Genomic DNA, 18,613 nt, shown 5'->3' with positions numbered 1-18,613 from the left:
ACTATTTGAAACCGTTATTCTTTGGCTCACCGGTCCCGGGTCGCGCGATGCTTGCCCGGGATGACGATCGAAGGGTTTGTGTCTGTGTAGGCAACCTGAGGGGCAGCCGTGGCCGCCCCTTGGGTTTGTTCGCGCAGATAAGCCTGATCAGCCGATGATGCCGTTGAGGGTTGCGCTCGGGCGCATCACGGCAGCGACCTTTTCAGCCGGGGCGTGGTAGTAGCCGCCGGTGTCGGCGGGCTTGCCCTGAACGCCGTTGAGCTCAGCGACGATCTTGTCTTCGTTCTCAGAGAGCGCCTTGGCGACCGGAGCGAAATAGGCCTTCAGTTCGGCATCCTTGTCCTGAGCTGCCAGACCCTGCGCCCAGTAAAGAGCGATGTAGAAATGGCTGCCGCGGTTGTCGAGCTGGCCGACCTTGCGCTGCGGGGACTTGTCATTGTCCAGCAGCTTTTCGATGGCCTTGTCCAGGGCATCGGCCAGAATCTGTGCCTTGGCGTTGGACTTGACCTGGGCCAGGTGCTCCAGGGACGCGCCGAGGGCACAGAACTCGCCGAGAGAATCCCAGCGCAGGTAGTTCTGCTCCATCAGCTGCTGAACGTGCTTAGGCGCAGAACCGCCAGCACCGGTTTCAAACAACCCGCCGCCGTTCATCAGCGGAACGATGGAGAGCATCTTGGCCGATGTGCCGACTTCCAGGATCGGATAAAGGTCGGTCAGGTAGTCGCGCAGCACGTTGCCGGTGATGGAGATGGTGTCTTCACCGCGGGCGATCCGTTCGGTGGAAACACGGGCTGCTTCCGCCGGGGCGAGGATCTTCATGTCGAGACCGGAGGTGTCATGCTCCGGCAGGTAGGCTTCCACCTTCTTGATCAGCTCCGCGTCATGGGCGCGGTTCTTGTCCAGCCAGAAGATGCCCGGCATGCCGGACAGGCGCATGCGGTTGACGCCCAGCTTGACCCAGTCGCGGATCGGAGCGTCCTTGGTCAGGCAGGCGCGCCAGATGTCGCCGCCTTCCACTTCATGCTCGATCAAGGTGGTGCCGGCCGCATCGACAATGCGGATCGTGCCGTCAGCAGGCGCCTTGAAGGTCTGCGGATGAGAGCCGTATTCCTCGGCCTTCTGGGCCATCAGGCCGACGTTCGGCACGGTGCCCATCTTGGACGGGTCAAGAGCGCCGTTCTTCTTGCAGAATTCGATCACCGCGTCATAGACGCCCGCATAGGAACTGTCCGGGATCACGCACTTGGCGTCATGTTCCTTGCCATCCGGGCCCCAGCCCTTGCCGCCTGCGCGGATGAGAGCGGGCATGGAGGCGTCGATGATGACGTCGGAAGAGACATGCAGGTTGGTGATGCCCTTGTCGGAGTTCACCATGTACATAGCCGGGCCGTTGTCGAGCGCAGCCTTGATGTCTGCCTGGATTTCGGCGGCCTTGTCAGCCGGCAGGGTCGCGACCTTGGCTTCCAGATCGCCGATGCCCAGATCCGGGTTCACACCCAGTTCTGCGAAGGTGGCGGCGTGCTTTTCGAACACGTCCTTAAGGAAGACGGAGACGAAGTGGCCGAAGATGACCGGGTCGGAGACCTTCATCATCGTTGCCTTGAGGTGAACGGAGAAGAGGACGCCCTGCTTCTTCGCGTCCTCAATCTGTGCTTCGATGAAGGCGCGCAGCGCCTTTGCGGAGAGGAACGTGCCGTCGACCACTTCGCCATCGGTGAGCTTCAGGTTGTCCTTCAGAACCTTGACGGAGCCATCCTTGGCCACGAATTCGATCCGGCCGGTGCCAACGGAAGCAGCCGTGATTGTCACGGACTTTTCATTGGCGGCAAAGTCGTCCTTGCCCATGGTGGCAACGTGGGTCTTTGACGCCGGCAGCCATTCACCCATCGAGTGCGGATGCTTCTTGGCGAATTCCTTGACGGCGTTCGGTGCGCGGCGGTCGGAGTTGCCTTCGCGCAGCACCGGGTTCACGGCAGAGCCCATGATGGCGTCGTAGGTCGCCTTGACCTTCTTGTCTTCGTCCGTTGCCGGTTCTGCCGGATAGTCCGGAAGCTTGTAGCCCTGGGACTGCAGCTCCTTGATCGCGGCGTTCAGCTGCGGGCGGGAGGCGGAAATGTTCGGCAGCTTGATGACGTTCGCGTCCGGCTGGGTAACCAGCTTGCCGAGTTCGGCGAGGTCGTCGGACTGCTTCTGGTCATGGGTCAGATACTGCGGAAAGTTGGCGAGGATGCGGCCCGCCAGGGAAATGTCCTTGGTGCCGATTTCAATGCCGGCCGGCTTTGCAAAGGCTTTGATGATCGGCAGGAACGAGGCGCTCGCCAGTTCCGGAGCTTCGTCGACCTTGGTGTAGATAATGTCGGACATGTCGTGGGTTCCCAGGCGTTGTGACCAATCGCAGGAAGCGCCGGATGCGCCTCCGGATGAATTATCGCGTAAGCGTATACAATTGTGCGCAATCTTTTGCCAGCCCGCGCCAGCAAATTCACAGAGAGGATCTAGCAGGCGCGGAAGGAAAGGAAAACAGGGGAGACACCCAGCAAGGCTAAGGTGTTCCGCTAGGTGAACGGATGCCGACAGGGCTTGCGGCTATCAAGGCTTCATTGACCGTGAAGCTTGTGGGTTCTTCTGCACCGGCTGCCACTTTTCGTTGCAAGTCCGGATCTCTCCGGCCAGTTTGGAGGTGGCGAGGGAGATGGTATGCGGGAACCGGTAATTGACAAGGTGCAAATGGAAGCGTGGCTTAATACTCAACCACGCGAGGTTGCAGCTGTAATAGCCGCGAGAGCTGCGTTGCGAGCTTTGCCTCTTGTTATGCTTGGGCAAGCTGAGCCGGTGGCGTCAGAGGTGGAGCTTTTGGCTTTGCGGTTCTTTCGATCCGCAGCAGCTATTCTAGTAAACTATGATTTTGGGACTTTGGTGAGTCCGAAAGTCACGTTCGAGGTCAAGAATCTTGAATCCACCTGGTGGAGGAGAGGCCCAAGAATAGATGTTATTCAATCATTTCGTTCTCTTTCTGGGATATCGGTTGGCAGGCTCCATAAGATAGCCGCTGAAAGATCATTGGACTTTTCAATTGATGCTTATAGCTGGGTTCAGGATTTAATTAGGTCGATAGACACCGGTGAAGTTGTTGGTGCAGCAAGCGGTGAAACCATAGCTCACATTGCGATGGCGCGGGACCAAGATTTCTTCTCCGTCAACTCCGGACATGTAAATGCATCGCGAAATGTGCACGGGGAACCGCTTTGGCAGATCGGAGAGATGCCCTCAGACGTTCAAAATCTGTGGCTTGGCCTTAGGGACAATCTTCTTGGTTCGAACCACGATTGGGAGGTGTGGACCGACTGGTACGAAGCCCGGCTTGAGGGGCGTCCTGCAAATGAGCCTCTAGAAATCGCGCGGGTTACCTTGCCGGAAGACCTGTGGGAGCAGGGGCCTGCAGCCGTCAATGCCCGGATCAAGGAGCTGATTGCGGAGCATTCGGCCCCCAGGGAACAGCTCGATCTAGATCAGCGGCCTGCACCTTACACTTTTGGCTGGCAGAATGACCGGATTGAGGCCGAGCCAATGCGGGAAGCGCCGGTTGATCCGGAGATCGCTGAAGATATCCTGGATGAGCTGCGTGAAAAAGCATCTGCCGCATTGTCAGGGTTGAAGGGCAATCACGCCGATCCCCGCCTGATCGCTTCGGTGTCGTCTTTCCTGGACTGTATTCAAGGAAGAGCTGCAGAGATACGCGAAGGCCGGTTGCTGATGCGCTTCCGGGCGCTCGAAGCGGATGCCGCTGCCTTTGCCGATCCTGCATCTGATCGGGAGCGCTCCACTCGGGCGCTCGTTGCAGATCTTGCGGCCAGCGCCGAAGATCTGATCAGTCTCTATCCAAAGCTGCGCGCGATGGAGGCCAACAGGTTGGCAATGCGCTTCAAGGTGGATGAGCGCAACTATGAAGCCTTCCGGAAGGCGGTCGACGAGCTAACAGCGATCGCGGAAGCGTCTCCATTTGTTGGGGCATCCGCCGTTGAGGCGTTGAAAGACGGATCCGCCGAGCAGCAGCATCTGACGACGATCATAGAAGGCGCAGGGGGTGAGAGGGCTCAGGCTGAGGCTATCGAGAAACGCTCAATGATCGCAGGACTGCAAGCACTCGACGTGAGAAATTTCGTTTCACCCGTGTGGAAGCGATGTGGTGAAGAGTTGAACGATATTGGTGCCGAAACATGGAAGCGTTTTCGGGCTGACTTACCAAAAACATTATCAGGCCTTTTAAATTCCGGAGTTAAAGTCGCTGTGATTGGTCTTGTCGTCGGGATTGGTCCGAAAGTGGTTGCGCTCGGTCTGTTGATTAAGGGCTTTGACAGGCTTGGCCGCTGGGCGCAAGAAGTCAAAGATGCGCTTGATGACAAGGAGGATACGTCGGCTGACGGTGACGATCTAATCAATACCTAAAGGCTTGTGTGGATCTTCCTCGCATACCGAATTTGTACGTGAGAGGTTCGGCGTACACCCGTCTCCCCCCTTGCGGGGGAGATGCCCCCAAATGGGGGCAGAGGGGGGTAGCAGCCTCTCTTCGCATATCAATTCGGCTGAATATTCTGAAGCGTTACCCCCCTCTGTCAGCTATCGCTGACATCTCCCCCGCAAGGGGGGAGAAGAGCGTCTGCGGCACCGCTTTCATGTCTTGTCACGCTCTGAAGCGGGCAGGTTTGACCGTCATTGATCTTGCCAGGCAATGATCCGGAGGATCAGCGGGATTGATGACAAATCTATCAATTCGTCTTCCCGGACGCAGCGAAGCGAAGATCCAGGACCGGTGAGTCGGGGTAGTTGTGGATTCAACTATTTGAAATCGTTAATCCTTTGGCTCGCCGGTCCCGGCTCGCGCTCCGCTTGGCCGGGATGACGATCGAGAGGTTTATACCTTTGCCAGCAGTTTGAATGATCCGGAGGATCACCCCTTCACCGCCCGTGCGGCCAAAGCAATCGCGATGTAGCTCCAGCCGTTGAACATGACGGAGATACCGGCGACGAGGCCGAGGGCCCAGGCGGCGGAGTCGGGGAGTTCCATCCAGATCATGACGCCTGCGAGCAGCGAGACCGCACCGGCGGTCACCACCCAGAGCCAGCCCTGATGGGGCTTCAGCTGGAAGCCTAGCAGAAGCTGGCTGATGCCTTGGGCAATGAAAACGGCGGCAATGACCAGGGTCAAGGCAAAGGTGCCTGCGAGCGGATTGGTGTAGATGACGATGGCGCCGATGACGGCGATGATGCCGGTAATCAGGCTCCACAAATGGCGGCCACCACTCTTGCTCGTGAGGGCCTGATAGATCTGGACCAGTCCGCCAACCAGAAGAACAGCTGCCATCAGCAGGGTGATCGCGATGGAGGACGCCAGCGGGGCGGCGATCAGGATCATGCCGCCGATCAGAAGGCAGATGCCGAGCGCCAGGAACCAGCCCCAGTTGTCTACGATCCTCTGGCGGATGTCGCGCATGCTGGAAGAAGTGTCTGCCATGATCCATCTCCGATATGACTGTTTTGCCCGTAGGGTTCTGACCGGGTCCAAATTGTACAGTTTTTGATTGTATTGTAAGGTATTTGCAAATCAGGCATGCGGGCGTCTATTTCAGATCAGCCGTGTCAATTCCCAGGGCTGTAACCGCGCCTGTGCTATTGACGATTGCACACCAGATACGGCCGGTCGGGAAGCGGGCGCATCCCGGATCAAAGGCAATCTTGCCTGGCAATGGCTTGAGTTTTGACCATAGGTTTGGTCCGGTGTGCCGCATCGCGGTTATTTCCCCTGCCGGATTTCTGAAAAACACATAAAAGTCGCTGGGCTTCGTGGATGCCGTAAACAGCGCCGGTCTGTCCTGAACGGCGAGGGATACGGCTTCATACTGCGGCGGGTATTTCTCGTTGTCGTGCAATACGGCGCCATCTGGGCTGAGCAGGAGCTCCCAGGCCTTGGTGTCCCGGTTTTTCATCAAGCAGGGGAAGTCCAGAACGTTCAGTCCGCGCAGACATGATGGACCTGACGAGAAATAGCGGTTCTCATCGGTCACCCTCCAGCTCCGGCTTGCCCGCCACTCCCACAACCTGTTGTCCAGTCCCAGGGCGTAGGCAAGCAGAACTGCTCCGCTTTCTGTTTTGGCGTGAATGACTTCCGGATCGGAAATCAGTTTGCCACTGACGTTTGTAAAGCCGGACCATATGCCGGACTTGATGTCGTAGGTGGCATAGGCGAGGGAATCATCGGCCCACCGGACCATACACACCACAGAGCCCAGGCCATTATTTGTACAGGAGGGAGCACCGTTGAGGGCGCCGCCAATCCGCGCCCAGCCATACCATTCGCCTGCGCCATTACCCGCCTGCCACCATAAGGCGTTGTCCTGTCCGCGGACGAAAATTGCGACACGCTGACTGTAGCCATTGCCCCAAACCACCACAGAGGGCCGTGATGTTGAGATGCCCCCCAGCGGTTTGAAGTCCAGAGCAAAAGCTGTGTCTGCCTGCGCCGGAAAGAAGGCCGCAATGAAAAGGACGGCTTTCAAAACAAGCCGTCCGACCAACGAAAACTGCCGCATTTTGGGAAACTCCGAATACCGGAATGATTACGTAGGGTAATTTGGTCTCATTTGGCCGTCAATCCGGCGCGAAAGCGTCTTTCAAGACAGAGGTGGGCAATAATTTTGAGACAGGGGATTGCATCTGATCAAATATGAGATATTTCTCATATTTGAGAAGTTCGAGGTCTAGATGTCAGATGTTGAGATGTTAATCCGCAGTTTGGTGGCATTGCGCGAGGGGCGGGGATGGTCTCTCGATGAGCTGGCTTCCCGGTGCGGCATCAGCCGGGCGACCCTCTCCCGGATCGAGCGGGGGGAGACAAGCCCGACTGCGGCGGTGCTTGGGCAGCTGGCAACGGCCTTTGGGGTGCCGATGGCGGAGCTTTTCGGTGTGGTGCAGGAGATGGCCCCTCCCGTCGTCCGGCATGCGGAGCAGGAGGTCTGGACGGATCAGGAGAGCGGCTTTACCCGCCGCAGTCTGTCGCCGCCATCTCCCGGGTTCCGGGCGACCGTGATCGAAGGGCAGATCGAACCGGGCGGAAGGGTGGCCTATGGGGCCTCGCCCCTGCCGGATCTGGAACATTATCTGGTTCTTCTGGAAGGGGCGCTCAACGTGGATGTCGGGGGCACTTCATATTGCTTGCTGGCCGGGGACTGCCTGCGCTTCAGGCTGCGCTCGGGCAACAGTTATCACGCGCCGGGGCCGGAAAAGGCCCGCTATATTCTGACGGTGGTTGCTCCATGAATGAAATGTCTCCTGTTTCCAGCCCCAATCCGGCGCTTGAGATCGAAATCCTCTCAGCAGAGAACGCGGCCAGACAGCTTGATCTCCTCGCGGATATCTTGCTCGGCTGCGTCGAAGGAGGGGCTGGCGTCGGTTTTGTCCAGCCTTTCAGCCATGCGGAAGCGGTGCGCTTCTGGCAAAGCCGCCTTCCGGGCATAGAGAATGGCGAGCGTTATCTGCTGGCTGCCATGGAGGCGGGCAGTCCCGTCGGCACGGTGATGCTGGATCTGGCGCCGCAGGACAATGGCCGCCACAGGGCGGAAGTTGCCAAGCTTCTGGTGCATCCGGACTTCCGCAGAAGAGGGATTGCCCGGAAGCTTCTGGAGGCGCTGGACCAGCTTGCGGTCAGTCTTGGCCGCACGCTTCTGGTTCTGGACACGGTGACAGGCGATACAGCGGAAGGGCTTTATCCGCAGTGCGGCTATATCCGTGTCGGCGTCATTCCAGACTACGCCCGCCACCCGGTCGAGGGCTATTCCGCCACGACGGTGTTTTACAAGCAGCTTTGATCAGGGATTTTCCTGAGCGGTTTGCCAGGCAGCGAGATACTGCAATGTGGCATCCAGAAGTTGGTCGTAGCTGATTTTGAGGCCGCTAGCGCTGATGCACAGGCCGTCTGCTCCAAGCGAGGTGTTGGCCTTGCGCGACCAGCGGGCGATGCGCGTCAGGTTCAGCGTCTGCTCCACCTCCTGCGGAATGGAGACGACCATGATGGACTGGCGCTGATAGGTCCAGGTGTAGATATCAAGAACGGCGCTCCATGGAATGACTTCCGCCGCAACGCGGATGTCGCGGATGTCGCGGATGCCGTCGGGCCGGATCTCGATCACCGTCCCGGTTTCCTTCAAGGTCCGCCAAAGGATCAGCACGCCACAGGCTGAGAACAGCACGACTCCGATGTAGCAGAAGAACACCACCAGGCTGTTCGCGTCCGGAGTGCCCCAGGTGTAGAGAATGGGAAAGAGTGAAACGGCGGCCATCACGGGGCTGAGCAGAAACAGGCCAATGCGCTTGAGAGGGGAGGCCGCAATCTCCAAGGGGCGGGTCGTGTCGATGTGCATGAAAGGGATCTCGCAGACAGGGCGGTGTTCGGTGAATTAGTAGGATCCCCTGCCGGAAGTTGCAATTCGGTTCGCGCTGCTGTGCAGAGTGTTTTCCCGTAGCGCTGGCGGCGGCACAATGGCCTCTTTCCAAGTGCGGCCCCTTCGGTTAAATCCGCGCCATGACCAGAAACGCAAACATCCGCGACGAAGCGCGGCAGGTGGATGTCCGCCCGCCGGCTGTCATCCTGTGTGAACCGCAGCTCGGTGAGAACATCGGCACGGCTGCCCGCGCCATGGCCAATTTCGGTTTGACCGATCTTCGCATCGTCAATCCGCGGGATGGCTGGCCGAGCGAGAAGGCACGGGCTGCCGCAAGCCGGGCCGATCATGTGATCGACAAGGTTCAGGTGTTTGACAGCGTTGAGGCGGCAATCGCCGATCTGACGTTCGTTTTCGCCACCACCGCCCGCTCGCGCGAAGTGCCCAAGCCCGTGCGCGGACCCGATGAAGCGGCGCAGAAGTGCGTCAGCCTTGGCGTCAATGGCCTTGCGACCGGTTATCTGTTCGGGCGGGAGCGCTGGGGCCTCAACAATGATGAGGTTGCGCTCGCCGACGAGATCGTCACGCTGCCGGTCGATCCGGATTTTGCATCGTTGAACATCGCCCAGGCGGTTCTGGTCTGCGCCTATGAATGGCGCAAGACGGCAACCGGTGGTGCGCTGCCCTTCCGCCTGTCGCCAGAGGAAAATCCGCCCGCGTCGAAGGAGGACGTCGTGCGCTTCTTTGAGCATCTGGAAACAGCTCTGGATGGTGTGACCTTCTTCCGTCCAGTGGAGCGACGCCCTCACATGGTTCGTACGCTGCGCAATATCTTTCAGAAGGCCGAGCTGACCGATCAGGAAGTTCGCGCCTTGCGGGGTGTCGTTGCCGCGCTGGAAAAGCGCCAGACCCGTCCGCGCAAGGATGAGGAAACGGGAGACGTGTGAATGGGCCAGGATGACCGGCCGATCCTCGTTCTGGATTCGGGCGTTGGCGGGCTGACCGTCCTCAGGGAGGTGCGGTTTAAGCTGCCGTTCGAGCGCTTGGTCTATGTGCTTGATGACGCAGGATTCCCCTATGGCGCCTGGGAAGAGGGGCCGCTGACCGATCGCCTGATTGCCCTGGTCGGCAGGCAGATTGACGCGCACGATCCCAAGGCGGTTTTGATTGCCTGCAACACGGCGTTCACGCTTGCGGGGGAGGCTTTGCGCAAGGCCTTTCCCGGCCGGGTGTTCGTCGGCACGGTTCCGGCGATCAAGCCTGCGGCTGAGCGCACCCGCTCCGGTCTCGTCTCTGTTCTGGCAACACCCGGCACTGTGCGCCGGGCCTATACGCGCGACCTTATTGCCAATTTCGCGAAGCACTGCCATGTGCGTCTTGTCGGCTCGGACCGGCTGGCGGAAATGACCGAGGCGCATCTGCGTGGTGAGGCTGTTCCCGACGAGGATCTGCGCGCAGAAACAGAAGCCTGCTTTCTGGAAGAAAAGGATGGGCGGCGGACGGATATCGTTGTGCTCGCCTGCACCCATTATCCGTTCTTGACCAACCGGTTCCGGGAAGTTGCACCCTGGCCGGTGGACTGGCTCGATCCGGCGGAAGCCATCGCACGCCAGCTTTCAAGGGTCGTCACACAGCGGAACCCGGGCCCATCTGCCTATCCGGATATCGCGGTTTTCACCACAGGTCAGGCTGAACCGGCTGCCGTCCGGTTGATGGCGGGCTTTGGGTTGAAAGTTCCAGCCTGAACAGAGGCTTCTCGTGTTCCAGATTGTTTTTTGAGGAGCCGTGCTGCCGTCAGTCTTCCTGATAGGTCTTGACGGCGAGACCATCGTCCGAACGCTTGGCCTGTTTCTTGAGTGCTGCGATCTCCGCATTGACCTGAGCTGGCGTCAGAGACACGCCCGAAGGCAAGGTCAGCATGGAGATGGAGCAGTCCAGCAGCGAGAACATCCGGGTTGCTCCGAAACGGTCGGTCGCCTCGATGTAACCGCGCTCCCGGTGGGCCTGATCGTAGAAACTCTCCACATCCAGCTTGAAAGCGCGCTTCAGGGTCAGCAGGTCGCCTGCGATCTCCGTCTGGTCACCGCTCATATAACCGGCAAAGAAGTCGTCGCCGCCAATGTGCCCGCGGAAAGAGCCGGTGCCTGAAATGTGCCGCTGCATCAGTTCGCTGAAGAGAATGATGGCGCGGTCACCCTGACGATAGCCGTAGGTGTCGTTGAACGGTTTGAAATTGTCGAAGTCGAAGTAAACGAAGTGCCGGTTCGAAGACCGGATCTTGGCCGCTTCCGCAATGAAGCGGTTGATGGCCTCGTTGCCAGGAAGGCGGGTCAGCGGGTTCTGGTCCTGAGCTTCCTCGATTCGCTTTTCATGAATGATCTTAAGGAGTGAGGTTGCCGAGAGGAAGCCGACATAACGGAAGTTCTGGGTGATGATGATGCCGTCCGAATTCAGGGACGAGGCAAAAGTTACCAGCAGCATGTCCGCGTTGGAATCGATATCCGCAATCGGGCAGGAACGGACGAAGTTGCGCAGGGGCATGTCGAGCGCAGCCTTGTAGTCCTCGTCGCCGAAACCACCTGCATAGAGATAGGCCTTCAGATCGCTTTCATGGATCAGGCCGCGGGGTTCCTGGTTGCTGTCGAGCACCGGCACAAGCTGAGCATTCTGGTTGGACACAAACAGATCCATCAGCTGGCTCATGGACGCGCCATCCGAAATGGTCGGCAGCTGCAGCAGCTCAGCCCGGATCCGGCCTTCCTCTTCCTTTCGCTTGTTCCCGAAAACCGGTGCACGGACGTGGTCATAGAAGAGCTTCGGCGCCTTCATGTTCTCAAGTGGAGGCGTGACATAAAAGCCCTGCACCAGATCGCAGCCGGCATCCCGGCACGACTTGAACTCACGCTCGGTTTCCACACCTTCCGCGATGACACGGGCCCCCAGAACGTGGGCCAGATTGGCGACCGTGGTCACAAACAGTTTGCGCCGCGGATCTGTGTCGATTCCAGTCAGGAAAAACCGGTCGATCTTCACATAGTCAGGCCCGAGATCGTGCATCAGTCTGAGTTCAGAGAAACCCTGGCCGAAGTCGTCAAGCGCTAGCAGGAAACCGCTGCGGCGCAGGTCGTTCAGCGCATGATCGGTAATATCGGAATAATCGTTCTGGTGGCGCTCGGAAAGCTCCAGGCAGACCTGGCTCGGGCTGAAGCCTTTCTCCGTCAGAATCGTCGCGAGATGCGCGCGCGGGTCCAGTTCGCTGCCGATGCCACGGCCATCCAGGTTGAAAAACAGCTTGGTTCCACGAGCCGTCAGAACACTGGAAAAGATATCCAGAGCCTTGCGCAGGAGCGCGGGCTCAAGCTCAGGCAACTGTCCGGTTGCCATTGCGTGGTTGAACAAGGCAGTCGGAGACTTGAAGCCGAAGGGCTCGATGTTCCGGATCAGGGCCTCGTAGCCATAGACGACCCCGGTGGAAAAATCGACGATGGGCTGAAACGCGTAGGAGGTCTTCTCGATCAGCTCCGGAATATCCAGATCGAACGCATCCGTCTGGACATGCTGAGCATGCCCAGGAAGAGGCGCGGCAAACAAGGGGCTAATGTGCCCGCTACCCATCTGGTTTACCTCCTGCTCGTTTCCAGCCGCATGGCCACGACACCAGTTTTAGGCTGCTCCGGAAATCTTACAGTGCGAAAGATCAAAGAACTATGTTTGAGCGCGCTTAATTATTCCTAAAAATCGGCCAAGTGCTACTTTGCCATCAAGAGGTTGCGCGTCAGGTGCAGCTCTGCCGTGGGAAGATAATTTGCAGTTTTAAAATATATCTTATCCGGCTCTGCTGCTGGAACCTCCGTCCCGGTCGTCCTTGGTCTCCCATACCTTCGATGTTTGGTATAGGGCAACGGGTCATAAGTCCAATCTTTAAGCTGCAAACAACCAGATCCGGAGGCAAAAAAGACCATCCGGCCCCCAGGAACCCGCTGGTTGCAATTGACAAATTGGCCTCTCTCCTATACCACGCGCCGGTCTGAAGACTTTCCGTCTTTTCAGTCATCACGCACCCGTGGGATTCTGGCCGGCGCAGCCATGCCGGAACCCTGTCGATCCTCAGCCTGTCTGAGGGTAAAGGAGGGCGCGTTTCCTTGAAGAAGAACAACGCGTTATACAAAGGAAACCGCGATGTCGAAGCGCCATAGCGTTAAGTACAAGATTGACCGCCGCCTGGGCGAAAACATCTGGGGCCGTCCGAAGAGCCCGGTCAACAAGCGTGAATACGGCCCGGGCCAGCATGGCCAGCGCCGCAAGGGCAAGCTGTCCGACTTCGGTGTTCAGCTCCGCGCCAAGCAGAAGCTCAAGGGCTACTACGGCGATCTGTCCGAAAAGCAGTTCCGTGCAATCTATGCAGAGGCTTCGCGTCTGCGTGGCGACACCGGTGAAAACCTCGTCGGTCTGCTGGAGCGCCGTCTGGACGCCATCGTCTACCGTTCCAAGTTCGTTCCGACCGTGTTCGCAGCACGTCAGTTCGTGAACCACGGCCACGTCAAGGTCAACGGCAAGCGCGTCAACATTCCGTCTTACCGGGTTCGTCCGGGCGACGTGATTGAAGTCCGCGAAAAGTCCAAGCAGCTGGCAATCGTTCTGGAAGCCGTTCAGTCCGCTGAACGCGACATCCCGGACTATCTCCAGGTTGACACCAACAAGCTGACCGCGACCTTCGCGCGCGTTCCGGCTCTTGCTGACGTGCCGTACCCGGTACAGATGGAACCGAACCTGGTCGTCGAATTCTATTCGCGTTAAGACTGGTCCGTTCGGAACAAGGAAAGGCTGCCCCACCTGGGCAGCCTTTTTTTGTGGCGCGGTTCCCATCACACTTTGCCGGGATGGGAAATGGCAGGTCTTGCCCTATGAGGCAGCCACCAGTATTTTCCGCGCGGACACCTTCAGGAGATTATGAGCTTGTTGAACTCAACAACGGATCAGGCCGCCGTCCAGGACAATTTGCCGGAAGCCGGTGACGCCGATGTGCCGCCGGTGCTGCACAATGCGCCGTCCAGCGTCGAGTTCAAGAAGCTGCGCAAGCGCCTGCTGCGCCAGGCGCGCCAGGCCATGGATGATTTCGCCATGGTTGGCCCGCAACGTGAGGATGGCAAGCTGCCCAAATGGCTTGTCTGCCTGTCGGGCGGTAAGGACAGCTACAGTCTTCTGGCGATTCTGATCGAATTGAAGTGGCGCGGCCTGCTGCCTGTCGACCTTCTCGCCTGCAATCTGGACCAGGCCCAGCCGGGCTTCCCAGCGCATATTCTGCCCGAGTGGTTCGAGACCAACGGCATCGAGCATCTGATCATCCGTGAGGACACCTATTCCATCGTCACGGACAAGATCCCGGCCCACCGGACCTATTGCTCCCTGTGCTCGCGCCTGCGCCGCGGCATTCTCTACCGGGTGGCCCGTGAGCAGGGCTGTGAGGCCATTGTTCTGGGGCACCACCGGGAAGACATTCTCGAAACCTTCTTCATGAACCTCTTCCACGGCGGGCGCCTTGCATCCATGCCACCGAAGCTGGTCAATGATGAAGGGGATCTGCTGGTTCTCCGTCCGCTGGCATATTCAGCCGAGAGCGACATCGCCAAATTTGCGCAGGGCATGCAGTTCCCGATCATTCCCTGCAATCTCTGCGGTTCGCAGGATGGGCTGCAGCGCGAGGAAGTGAAGCGGATGCTCCAGGGCTGGGAAAAGGAAACCCCCGGACGCCTGGGCGTCATGGCGCGGGCACTGGGACACACCCGCCCGTCACACCTGCTTGACCGCTCGCTCTATGATTTCATCAATCTGCGCCCGGGCGATGCGTCAGTCGCCGGCGGGGACGGTGCGGAAGAGCCCTGCGGTGCTGGTCTGGCGATGACACGCAACCTCTTTGCGGCTGAATGAGGCTCAGCGGATTTCTGTATTGGCCCTGAAGCCACCCATAGGCTGATTGCGAACGAGAATAACCAGGCCCTCGTCGCTGGGCGCGGCGTTCTTAAGTGCCAGTCCGCCATAAGGCCGGCAAAGGTCTTCTGCCGTTTTGGGTCCTGAAGGGGCAAAGACCGTGATCCTTGCACAGTCTGTCCGTGTCAGGTCTCCTCCACCGGCGGGCCTATCCAGCAGGCCCGGCACCAGACCTTGTCCGACAAGAGCAATAGCTGCTGCGGCTCCCAGACACATCGATCCAAGCGTAACGAGTTTCATGTCCCCGATCCCCTTGCTGCGGAGCTTTGCTCCGGTTGGCAGGATGGAGAATGGCGGTACGCGACTGTACTGACCCTGAATCCGGCATTCACCTGAGGTTCAGACTAGACGATTCGCAAGCACCGGTCGGCAAATTTTGCCTAATTAACGTTGCGGTTTCCTCAGATCTTACGTTAGCCTAACGGGATGAAGGCCGTTGGGAGGCGGGTTGTCATGCTGTATCGTATGTGTCTGCCGCTGGTTCTGGCGTTGTTGTTCCCTGTGTCCGGACAGGCCAGAGAGGTTGCTGTCTTCGACATGAGCTTCATCAACTTTAGCCAGGAAGTAGAGTTCGGTGCCAAGAACGAAGCCGAACACCGGCGTATCGGAATGCTGAACGGCTATCTCAGGGAGCTTCTGGCGGAGAGCGGTGAGTTCGAGCTGGTTGATACAACTCCGCTCGGAGAGGAAGTTTCCCGCTATGGCGATGTCTTTACTTGCAATCACTGCGAGGAAAAGCTTGCGCGGAAAGTGGGGGCGCCTGCCTCGATCACGGGAGCGGTTCAGAAACTGTCCGTTCTGGTTCAGACCATTATTCTGCGGGAGCGGGATGCGTCGACCGGTGAGATTGTCCGGCTCTATCAGACGGATATCCGCGGCAACACGGATGAGGCGTGGAAACGCGGCCTGAAATGGCTGGTGGACCACCGGCTTCTGGCGGACGCGGCGCAAAAACCGGACGCAAACTAGGCCCAACGCAAACTAGGTTCACAGGGCAAAAGAAAAGGGCGGCCCGTATGAGCCGCCCTTGTTTCAAGGTTTGCAGTGTGCAGCCAATCAGGCGCTCTGCTTGACCTCGATACCCTTCTCGGTCATCAGCGACTGAAGTTCCTGGTTCTGGAACATCTCGCGGATGATGTCGCAACCGCCGACAAACTCGCCCTTGACGTAGAGCTGGGGAATGGTCGGCCAGTTGGTGAATTCCTTGATGCCGTTGCGCAGTTCATCGTCTTCGAGAACGTTGATGCCCTTATAGGGCGCGCCGACGTAGTCGAGGATCTGAACGACCTGCCCGGAGAACCCGCACTGGGGGAAGTTCGGGGTGCCCTTCATGAACAGCACCACGTCGTTGGTTTCGACTTCGTTCTTGATCCAGTCCTGGATGCTCATGATCTTCGCTCCTTTGTCCTGACCCTTGCCGGCACATGCGCTTCAGCCGGTGCCAAGGGGAGAGAGGTTGATGTCAGTCCGATCCGCCGTCAGCTTCAGCCCTTACCGGATCTGAGGCCGTCAAGGTCAATCCGGGGCCTTGGTTTGAAGAGCCAGGGCGTGCAATTCGCCGCCCATGTTGCCCTTCAGGGCCTGATAAACAAGCTGATGCTGTTGCACGCGGCTGATGCCGCGGAAGGATTCGGACACGACATTGGCGGCGTAATGGTCTCCGTCACCGGCCAGATCCCGGATCTCGACCTTCGCATCCGGCAATGCGGCTTTGATGAGGGCCTCGATCTTATTGGCGTCCATTGGCATGTTGGTGCTGTCCTCTTCCTCAGAATTTCGCAGTTTTGCCGGTCTCTCCGGCGGGGCCTGATCAGGCGCCCGCCATATAGGCCGGGAACCAATTCTCGTGCGCTTCCTTCAGCTTTGCAACGGATATGGTGAGTGTGCCCTCCACATTCAATTCCGTTCCGCCTGTGGTGCCGATCTGGCGCGCCTCGACGCCTGCGTCAATGGCATCTTCCAGAAGGGCTTCCAGCTTGTCTTCCGCAACAGCAATGACGTAGCGGCCCTGGTCTTCGCCGAAGAGGGCCGCATGGGCCGGACCTTCCAGCTTCACCGTTGCGCCGATGCCGCCAGCCATGGCCATCTCAGCCAGGGCAACGCCGAGGCCGCCCGAGGAAACGTCATGAACGCTGGTCACGCGGCCTGCGCCGATGAACTGGCGGACCAGAAGACCGCGGCGCTTTTCGGCGTTGAGATCGACAGGGGGCGGGGCGCCTTCCTCGCGGCCGAGGATCTCGGCCATATACTGGGAAGCGCCAAGGTGTGTGCCCAGTCCGCCGATCACAACAATGGCATCGCCAGCCGCCTTGAAGGACGAGGTGGCGCGCACGGAGACATCCGGCAGCAGGCCGACGCCACCAATGGCTGGGGTCGGCAGAATGGCTTCACCATGGGTCTCGTTGTAGAGCGAGACGTTGCCGGAAACGATCGGGAAGTCGAGGGCGCTGCAGGCCTCGCCGATGCCCTTGATGCAACCGACGAGCTGGCCCATGATTTCCGGCTTTTCCGGGTTGCCGAAGTTCAGGTTGTCGGTGGCAGCCAGCGGCTCGGAGCCGACGGCAGTCAGGTTGCGCCAAACTTCCGCAACAGCCTGCTTGCCGCCTTCGAACGGGTCGGCAACGCAGTAACGCGGGTTCACGTCCACTGAGAAGGTCAGGCCCTTGCGGGTGCCATCCACACGGATGACGCCGGCATCACCGCCAGGGGCCGCGGCCGTATTGCCCTGGATGAGCGTGTCATACTGCTCATAGACCCAGCGGCGGGAAGAGCCATTTGCGCCACCCACCAGCTTGAGCAGGGTCTGGGCGTAATCGGCAGGTTCTGCCACATCGGCAGCTGCAATCACCGGACGCTTCGGGCTCTCGATCCAGGGACGGTCATACTCGGGAGCCTCGTCGCCCAGTTCCTTGATCGGCAGATCGGCAACAACGTCGCCATTGTGCTTGACGACGAAGCGCAGGGTGTCCGTGGTGACGCCGACGATCGCGAAGTCCAGGCCCCACTTCTTGAAGATGGCTTCCGCCTCGGCTTCCTTTTCCGGGCTGAGGACCATGAGCATGCGCTCCTGGCTCTCGGAGAGCATCATTTCATAGGCGCTCATGTTTTCTTCGCGCACCGGCACCTTGTTCAGATCCAGCTCGATGCCGAGGTCGCCCTTGGCGCCCATTTCGACGGCAGAGCAGGTGAGGCCGGCGGCGCCCATGTCCTGGATCGCGATGACCGCACCGGTCTTCATCAGCTCCAGGCAGGCTTCCAGCAGGCACTTCTCGGTGAAGGGGTCACCGACCTGAACCGTCGGGCGCTTTTCTTCGATCGTGTCGTCGAATTCGGCGGACGCCATGGTGGCCCCGCCAACACCGTCACGGCCGGTCTTGGCACCAAGATAGACGACCGGCAGGCCAACGCCCTTGGCTTCGGACAGGAAGATCTTGTCCGCATCGGCAAGACCGGCCGCGAACGCGTTCACAAGGCAGTTGCCATTGTAGCTGGAGTGGAACTCGACTTCGCCGCCGACGGTCGGAACGCCGAAGGAGTTGCCATAGCCGCCAACGCCAGAGACGACGCCGGAGACCAGATGGCGGGTGCGCGGATGGTTCGGCTCACCGAAACGCAGGGCGTTCATGGCGGCCACCGGGCGGGCGCCCATGGTGAAGACGTCGCGCAGAATGCCGCCAACGCCAGTGGCCGCGCCCTGGTAGGGCTCGATGTAGGACGGGTGGTTGTGGCTTTCCATCTTGAAGACGACGGTCTGGCCATCCCCGATATCGACAACGCCGGCGTTCTCGCCCGGTCCGACCAGAACCCGCGGCCCCTTGGTCGGCAGGGTCTTCAGCCACTTCTTCGAGGACTTGTAAGAACAATGCTCGTTCCACATGGCCGAGAAGATGCCGAGCTCGGTAAAGGTCGGCTCACGGCCGATGAGCTTTAGGATGCGCTCGTACTCGTCCGGCTTCAGGCCGTGCGATGCGATAAGGTCGGGCGTGATCTTGATGTCGTTGGGGATCATGTCGGTCCGGATCATTGCGGCGCGCGCGCCTTGGGCTATTTGGCGCCGGTTTATCAGATCACCGCAGGAAATGGGAGACCAAGAAACCTCTTTGCTAGCTGATTTTTGGTGGCAAAGTTCGTGGCCTATGCCGTGGGGTAAATTAGATAAATTTCTGGCCCCCTGACCACATCAGGGCATT

Annotated in this window: 17 protein-coding genes; 8 read left to right on the top strand and 9 right to left on the bottom strand. The window is 59.2% G+C overall.

What is annotated here, in order from left to right:
• Positions 1-147: 147 nt before the first annotated feature.
• Positions 148-2,364 carry an NADP-dependent isocitrate dehydrogenase gene (locus IG616_RS02335; protein WP_192145993.1) on the bottom strand — a complete coding sequence of 739 codons (2,217 nt, stop codon included), beginning with the start codon at positions 2,362-2,364 and terminating at the stop codon, positions 148-150.
• Positions 2,365-2,697: 333 nt separating this feature from the next.
• Between IG616_RS02335 and IG616_RS02330 the strand changes: the two genes are divergently transcribed.
• Positions 2,698-4,446, top strand: a complete 1,749-nt coding sequence (locus tag IG616_RS02330; RefSeq protein ID WP_192145991.1) for a hypothetical protein — start codon at positions 2,698-2,700, stop codon at positions 4,444-4,446.
• A 502-nt stretch (positions 4,447-4,948) separates the two neighbouring features.
• Here IG616_RS02330 and IG616_RS02325 read toward each other — a convergent pair.
• Positions 4,949-5,512 (bottom strand): HdeD family acid-resistance protein, encoded by a 564-nt coding sequence (locus IG616_RS02325; protein ID WP_192145989.1) that lies wholly within the window; start codon positions 5,510-5,512, stop codon positions 4,949-4,951.
• A 106-nt stretch (positions 5,513-5,618) separates the two neighbouring features.
• Positions 5,619-6,587 carry a DUF8189 domain-containing protein gene (locus tag IG616_RS02320; RefSeq protein ID WP_192145987.1) on the bottom strand — a complete coding sequence of 323 codons (969 nt, stop codon included), beginning with the start codon at positions 6,585-6,587 and terminating at the stop codon, positions 5,619-5,621.
• A 187-nt stretch (positions 6,588-6,774) separates the two neighbouring features.
• Here IG616_RS02320 and IG616_RS02315 point away from each other — a divergent pair, with 187 nt between their 5' ends.
• Complete coding sequence (locus IG616_RS02315) at positions 6,775-7,314, top strand: helix-turn-helix domain-containing protein (RefSeq protein WP_246476069.1); 540 nt, start codon at positions 6,775-6,777, stop codon at positions 7,312-7,314.
• On the top strand, positions 7,311-7,862 hold the full coding sequence (locus IG616_RS02310; RefSeq protein WP_246476068.1) for a GNAT family N-acetyltransferase: 552 nt from the start codon (positions 7,311-7,313) through the stop codon (positions 7,860-7,862). Before IG616_RS02315 ends, IG616_RS02310 begins: the two co-directional genes overlap by 4 nt.
• On the opposite strand, the gene IG616_RS02305 is transcribed toward IG616_RS02310, so the two are convergent.
• Positions 7,863-8,414 (bottom strand): STM3941 family protein, encoded by a 552-nt coding sequence (locus IG616_RS02305; RefSeq protein ID WP_192145985.1) that lies wholly within the window; start codon positions 8,412-8,414, stop codon positions 7,863-7,865. It abuts the gene before it with no gap.
• Positions 8,415-8,575: 161 nt separating this feature from the next.
• Here IG616_RS02305 and IG616_RS02300 point away from each other — a divergent pair, with 161 nt between their 5' ends.
• Complete coding sequence (locus tag IG616_RS02300; protein ID WP_192145984.1) at positions 8,576-9,382, top strand: RNA methyltransferase; 807 nt, start codon at positions 8,576-8,578, stop codon at positions 9,380-9,382.
• Positions 9,383-10,180 (top strand): glutamate racemase, encoded by a 798-nt coding sequence (gene murI, locus IG616_RS02295; RefSeq protein ID WP_192145983.1) that lies wholly within the window; start codon positions 9,383-9,385, stop codon positions 10,178-10,180. It begins immediately after the preceding gene.
• Between the two features lie 49 nt (positions 10,181-10,229).
• Here the strand turns inward: murI and IG616_RS02290 are convergent, their stop codons facing one another.
• On the bottom strand, positions 10,230-12,050 hold the full coding sequence (locus IG616_RS02290) for a GGDEF domain-containing protein (RefSeq protein ID WP_192145981.1): 1,821 nt from the start codon (positions 12,048-12,050) through the stop codon (positions 10,230-10,232).
• Between the two features lie 564 nt (positions 12,051-12,614).
• On the opposite strand from IG616_RS02290, the gene rpsD reads away from it, so the two are divergent.
• Positions 12,615-13,232, top strand: a complete 618-nt coding sequence (gene rpsD, locus IG616_RS02285) for a 30S ribosomal protein S4 (protein ID WP_192145979.1) — start codon at positions 12,615-12,617, stop codon at positions 13,230-13,232.
• Between the two features lie 153 nt (positions 13,233-13,385).
• Entirely contained in the window at positions 13,386-14,363 is a 978-nt protein-coding gene (ttcA, locus tag IG616_RS02280) for a tRNA 2-thiocytidine(32) synthetase TtcA (RefSeq protein WP_192145976.1), read from the top strand.
• Between the two features lie 3 nt (positions 14,364-14,366).
• Here ttcA and IG616_RS02275 read toward each other — a convergent pair whose 3' ends face one another.
• On the bottom strand, positions 14,367-14,663 hold the full coding sequence (locus IG616_RS02275) for an antitermination protein (RefSeq protein WP_192145974.1): 297 nt from the start codon (positions 14,661-14,663) through the stop codon (positions 14,367-14,369).
• A 213-nt stretch (positions 14,664-14,876) separates the two neighbouring features.
• Here IG616_RS02275 and IG616_RS02270 point away from each other — a divergent pair, with 213 nt between their 5' ends.
• Complete coding sequence (locus tag IG616_RS02270; protein ID WP_192145972.1) at positions 14,877-15,392, top strand: DUF3280 domain-containing protein; 516 nt, start codon at positions 14,877-14,879, stop codon at positions 15,390-15,392.
• Between the two features lie 87 nt (positions 15,393-15,479).
• Here IG616_RS02270 and grxD read toward each other — a convergent pair whose 3' ends face one another.
• The 3 genes from grxD to purL all read right to left on the bottom strand — a co-directional run bounded on the left by grxD (position 15,480) and on the right by purL (position 18,432).
• Complete coding sequence (gene grxD, locus IG616_RS02265; RefSeq protein WP_192145970.1) at positions 15,480-15,812, bottom strand: Grx4 family monothiol glutaredoxin; 333 nt, start codon at positions 15,810-15,812, stop codon at positions 15,480-15,482.
• 126 nt (positions 15,813-15,938) lie between these two features.
• Entirely contained in the window at positions 15,939-16,172 is a 234-nt protein-coding gene (locus tag IG616_RS02260; RefSeq protein WP_192145968.1) for a BolA family protein, read from the bottom strand.
• Between the two features lie 61 nt (positions 16,173-16,233).
• The gene (purL, locus tag IG616_RS02255) at positions 16,234-18,432 is read right to left on the bottom strand and encodes a phosphoribosylformylglycinamidine synthase subunit PurL (RefSeq protein ID WP_192146671.1); all 2,199 of its coding nucleotides are present in this window, start codon (positions 18,430-18,432) and stop codon (positions 16,234-16,236) included.
• Positions 18,433-18,613 lie beyond the last annotated feature (181 nt).

Origin of the sequence: Roseibium litorale (genome assembly GCF_014842915.1) — a bacterium.
In the GTDB taxonomy this organism is placed as follows: Bacteria; Pseudomonadota; Alphaproteobacteria; order Rhizobiales; family Stappiaceae; genus Roseibium; species Roseibium litorale.
Note: the sequence above shows the minus strand (reverse complement) of the source record. Positions and strands in the feature narration are given on the sequence as shown.

What these genes read in the sequence shown, in the direction of transcription:
- IG616_RS02300 (WP_192145984.1), top strand. Translation starts at nt 8,576, where the DNA reads ATGACCAGAAACGCAAACATCCGCGACGAAGCGCGGCAGGTGGATGTC.
- rpsD (WP_192145979.1), top strand. Translation starts at nt 12,615, where the DNA reads ATGTCGAAGCGCCATAGCGTTAAGTACAAGATTGACCGCCGCCTGGGC.
- IG616_RS02270 (WP_192145972.1), top strand. Translation starts at nt 14,877, where the DNA reads ATGCTGTATCGTATGTGTCTGCCGCTGGTTCTGGCGTTGTTGTTCCCT.
- murI (WP_192145983.1), top strand. Translation starts at nt 9,383, where the DNA reads ATGGGCCAGGATGACCGGCCGATCCTCGTTCTGGATTCGGGCGTTGGC.
- IG616_RS02260 (WP_192145968.1), bottom strand. Translation starts at nt 16,172, where the DNA reads ATGCCAATGGACGCCAATAAGATCGAGGCCCTCATCAAAGCCGCATTG.
- grxD (WP_192145970.1), bottom strand. Translation starts at nt 15,812, where the DNA reads ATGAGCATCCAGGACTGGATCAAGAACGAAGTCGAAACCAACGACGTG.
- IG616_RS02310 (WP_246476068.1), top strand. Translation starts at nt 7,311, where the DNA reads ATGAATGAAATGTCTCCTGTTTCCAGCCCCAATCCGGCGCTTGAGATC.
- IG616_RS02335 (WP_192145993.1), bottom strand. Translation starts at nt 2,364, where the DNA reads ATGTCCGACATTATCTACACCAAGGTCGACGAAGCTCCGGAACTGGCG.
- IG616_RS02330 (WP_192145991.1), top strand. Translation starts at nt 2,698, where the DNA reads ATGCGGGAACCGGTAATTGACAAGGTGCAAATGGAAGCGTGGCTTAAT.
- IG616_RS02290 (WP_192145981.1), bottom strand. Translation starts at nt 12,050, where the DNA reads ATGGGTAGCGGGCACATTAGCCCCTTGTTTGCCGCGCCTCTTCCTGGG.
- IG616_RS02315 (WP_246476069.1), top strand. Translation starts at nt 6,775, where the DNA reads ATGTTAATCCGCAGTTTGGTGGCATTGCGCGAGGGGCGGGGATGGTCT.
- IG616_RS02325 (WP_192145989.1), bottom strand. Translation starts at nt 5,512, where the DNA reads ATGGCAGACACTTCTTCCAGCATGCGCGACATCCGCCAGAGGATCGTA.
- IG616_RS02275 (WP_192145974.1), bottom strand. Translation starts at nt 14,663, where the DNA reads ATGAAACTCGTTACGCTTGGATCGATGTGTCTGGGAGCCGCAGCAGCT.
- purL (WP_192146671.1), bottom strand. Translation starts at nt 18,432, where the DNA reads ATGATCCCCAACGACATCAAGATCACGCCCGACCTTATCGCATCGCAC.
- ttcA (WP_192145976.1), top strand. Translation starts at nt 13,386, where the DNA reads ATGAGCTTGTTGAACTCAACAACGGATCAGGCCGCCGTCCAGGACAAT.
- IG616_RS02320 (WP_192145987.1), bottom strand. Translation starts at nt 6,587, where the DNA reads ATGCGGCAGTTTTCGTTGGTCGGACGGCTTGTTTTGAAAGCCGTCCTT.
- IG616_RS02305 (WP_192145985.1), bottom strand. Translation starts at nt 8,414, where the DNA reads ATGCACATCGACACGACCCGCCCCTTGGAGATTGCGGCCTCCCCTCTC.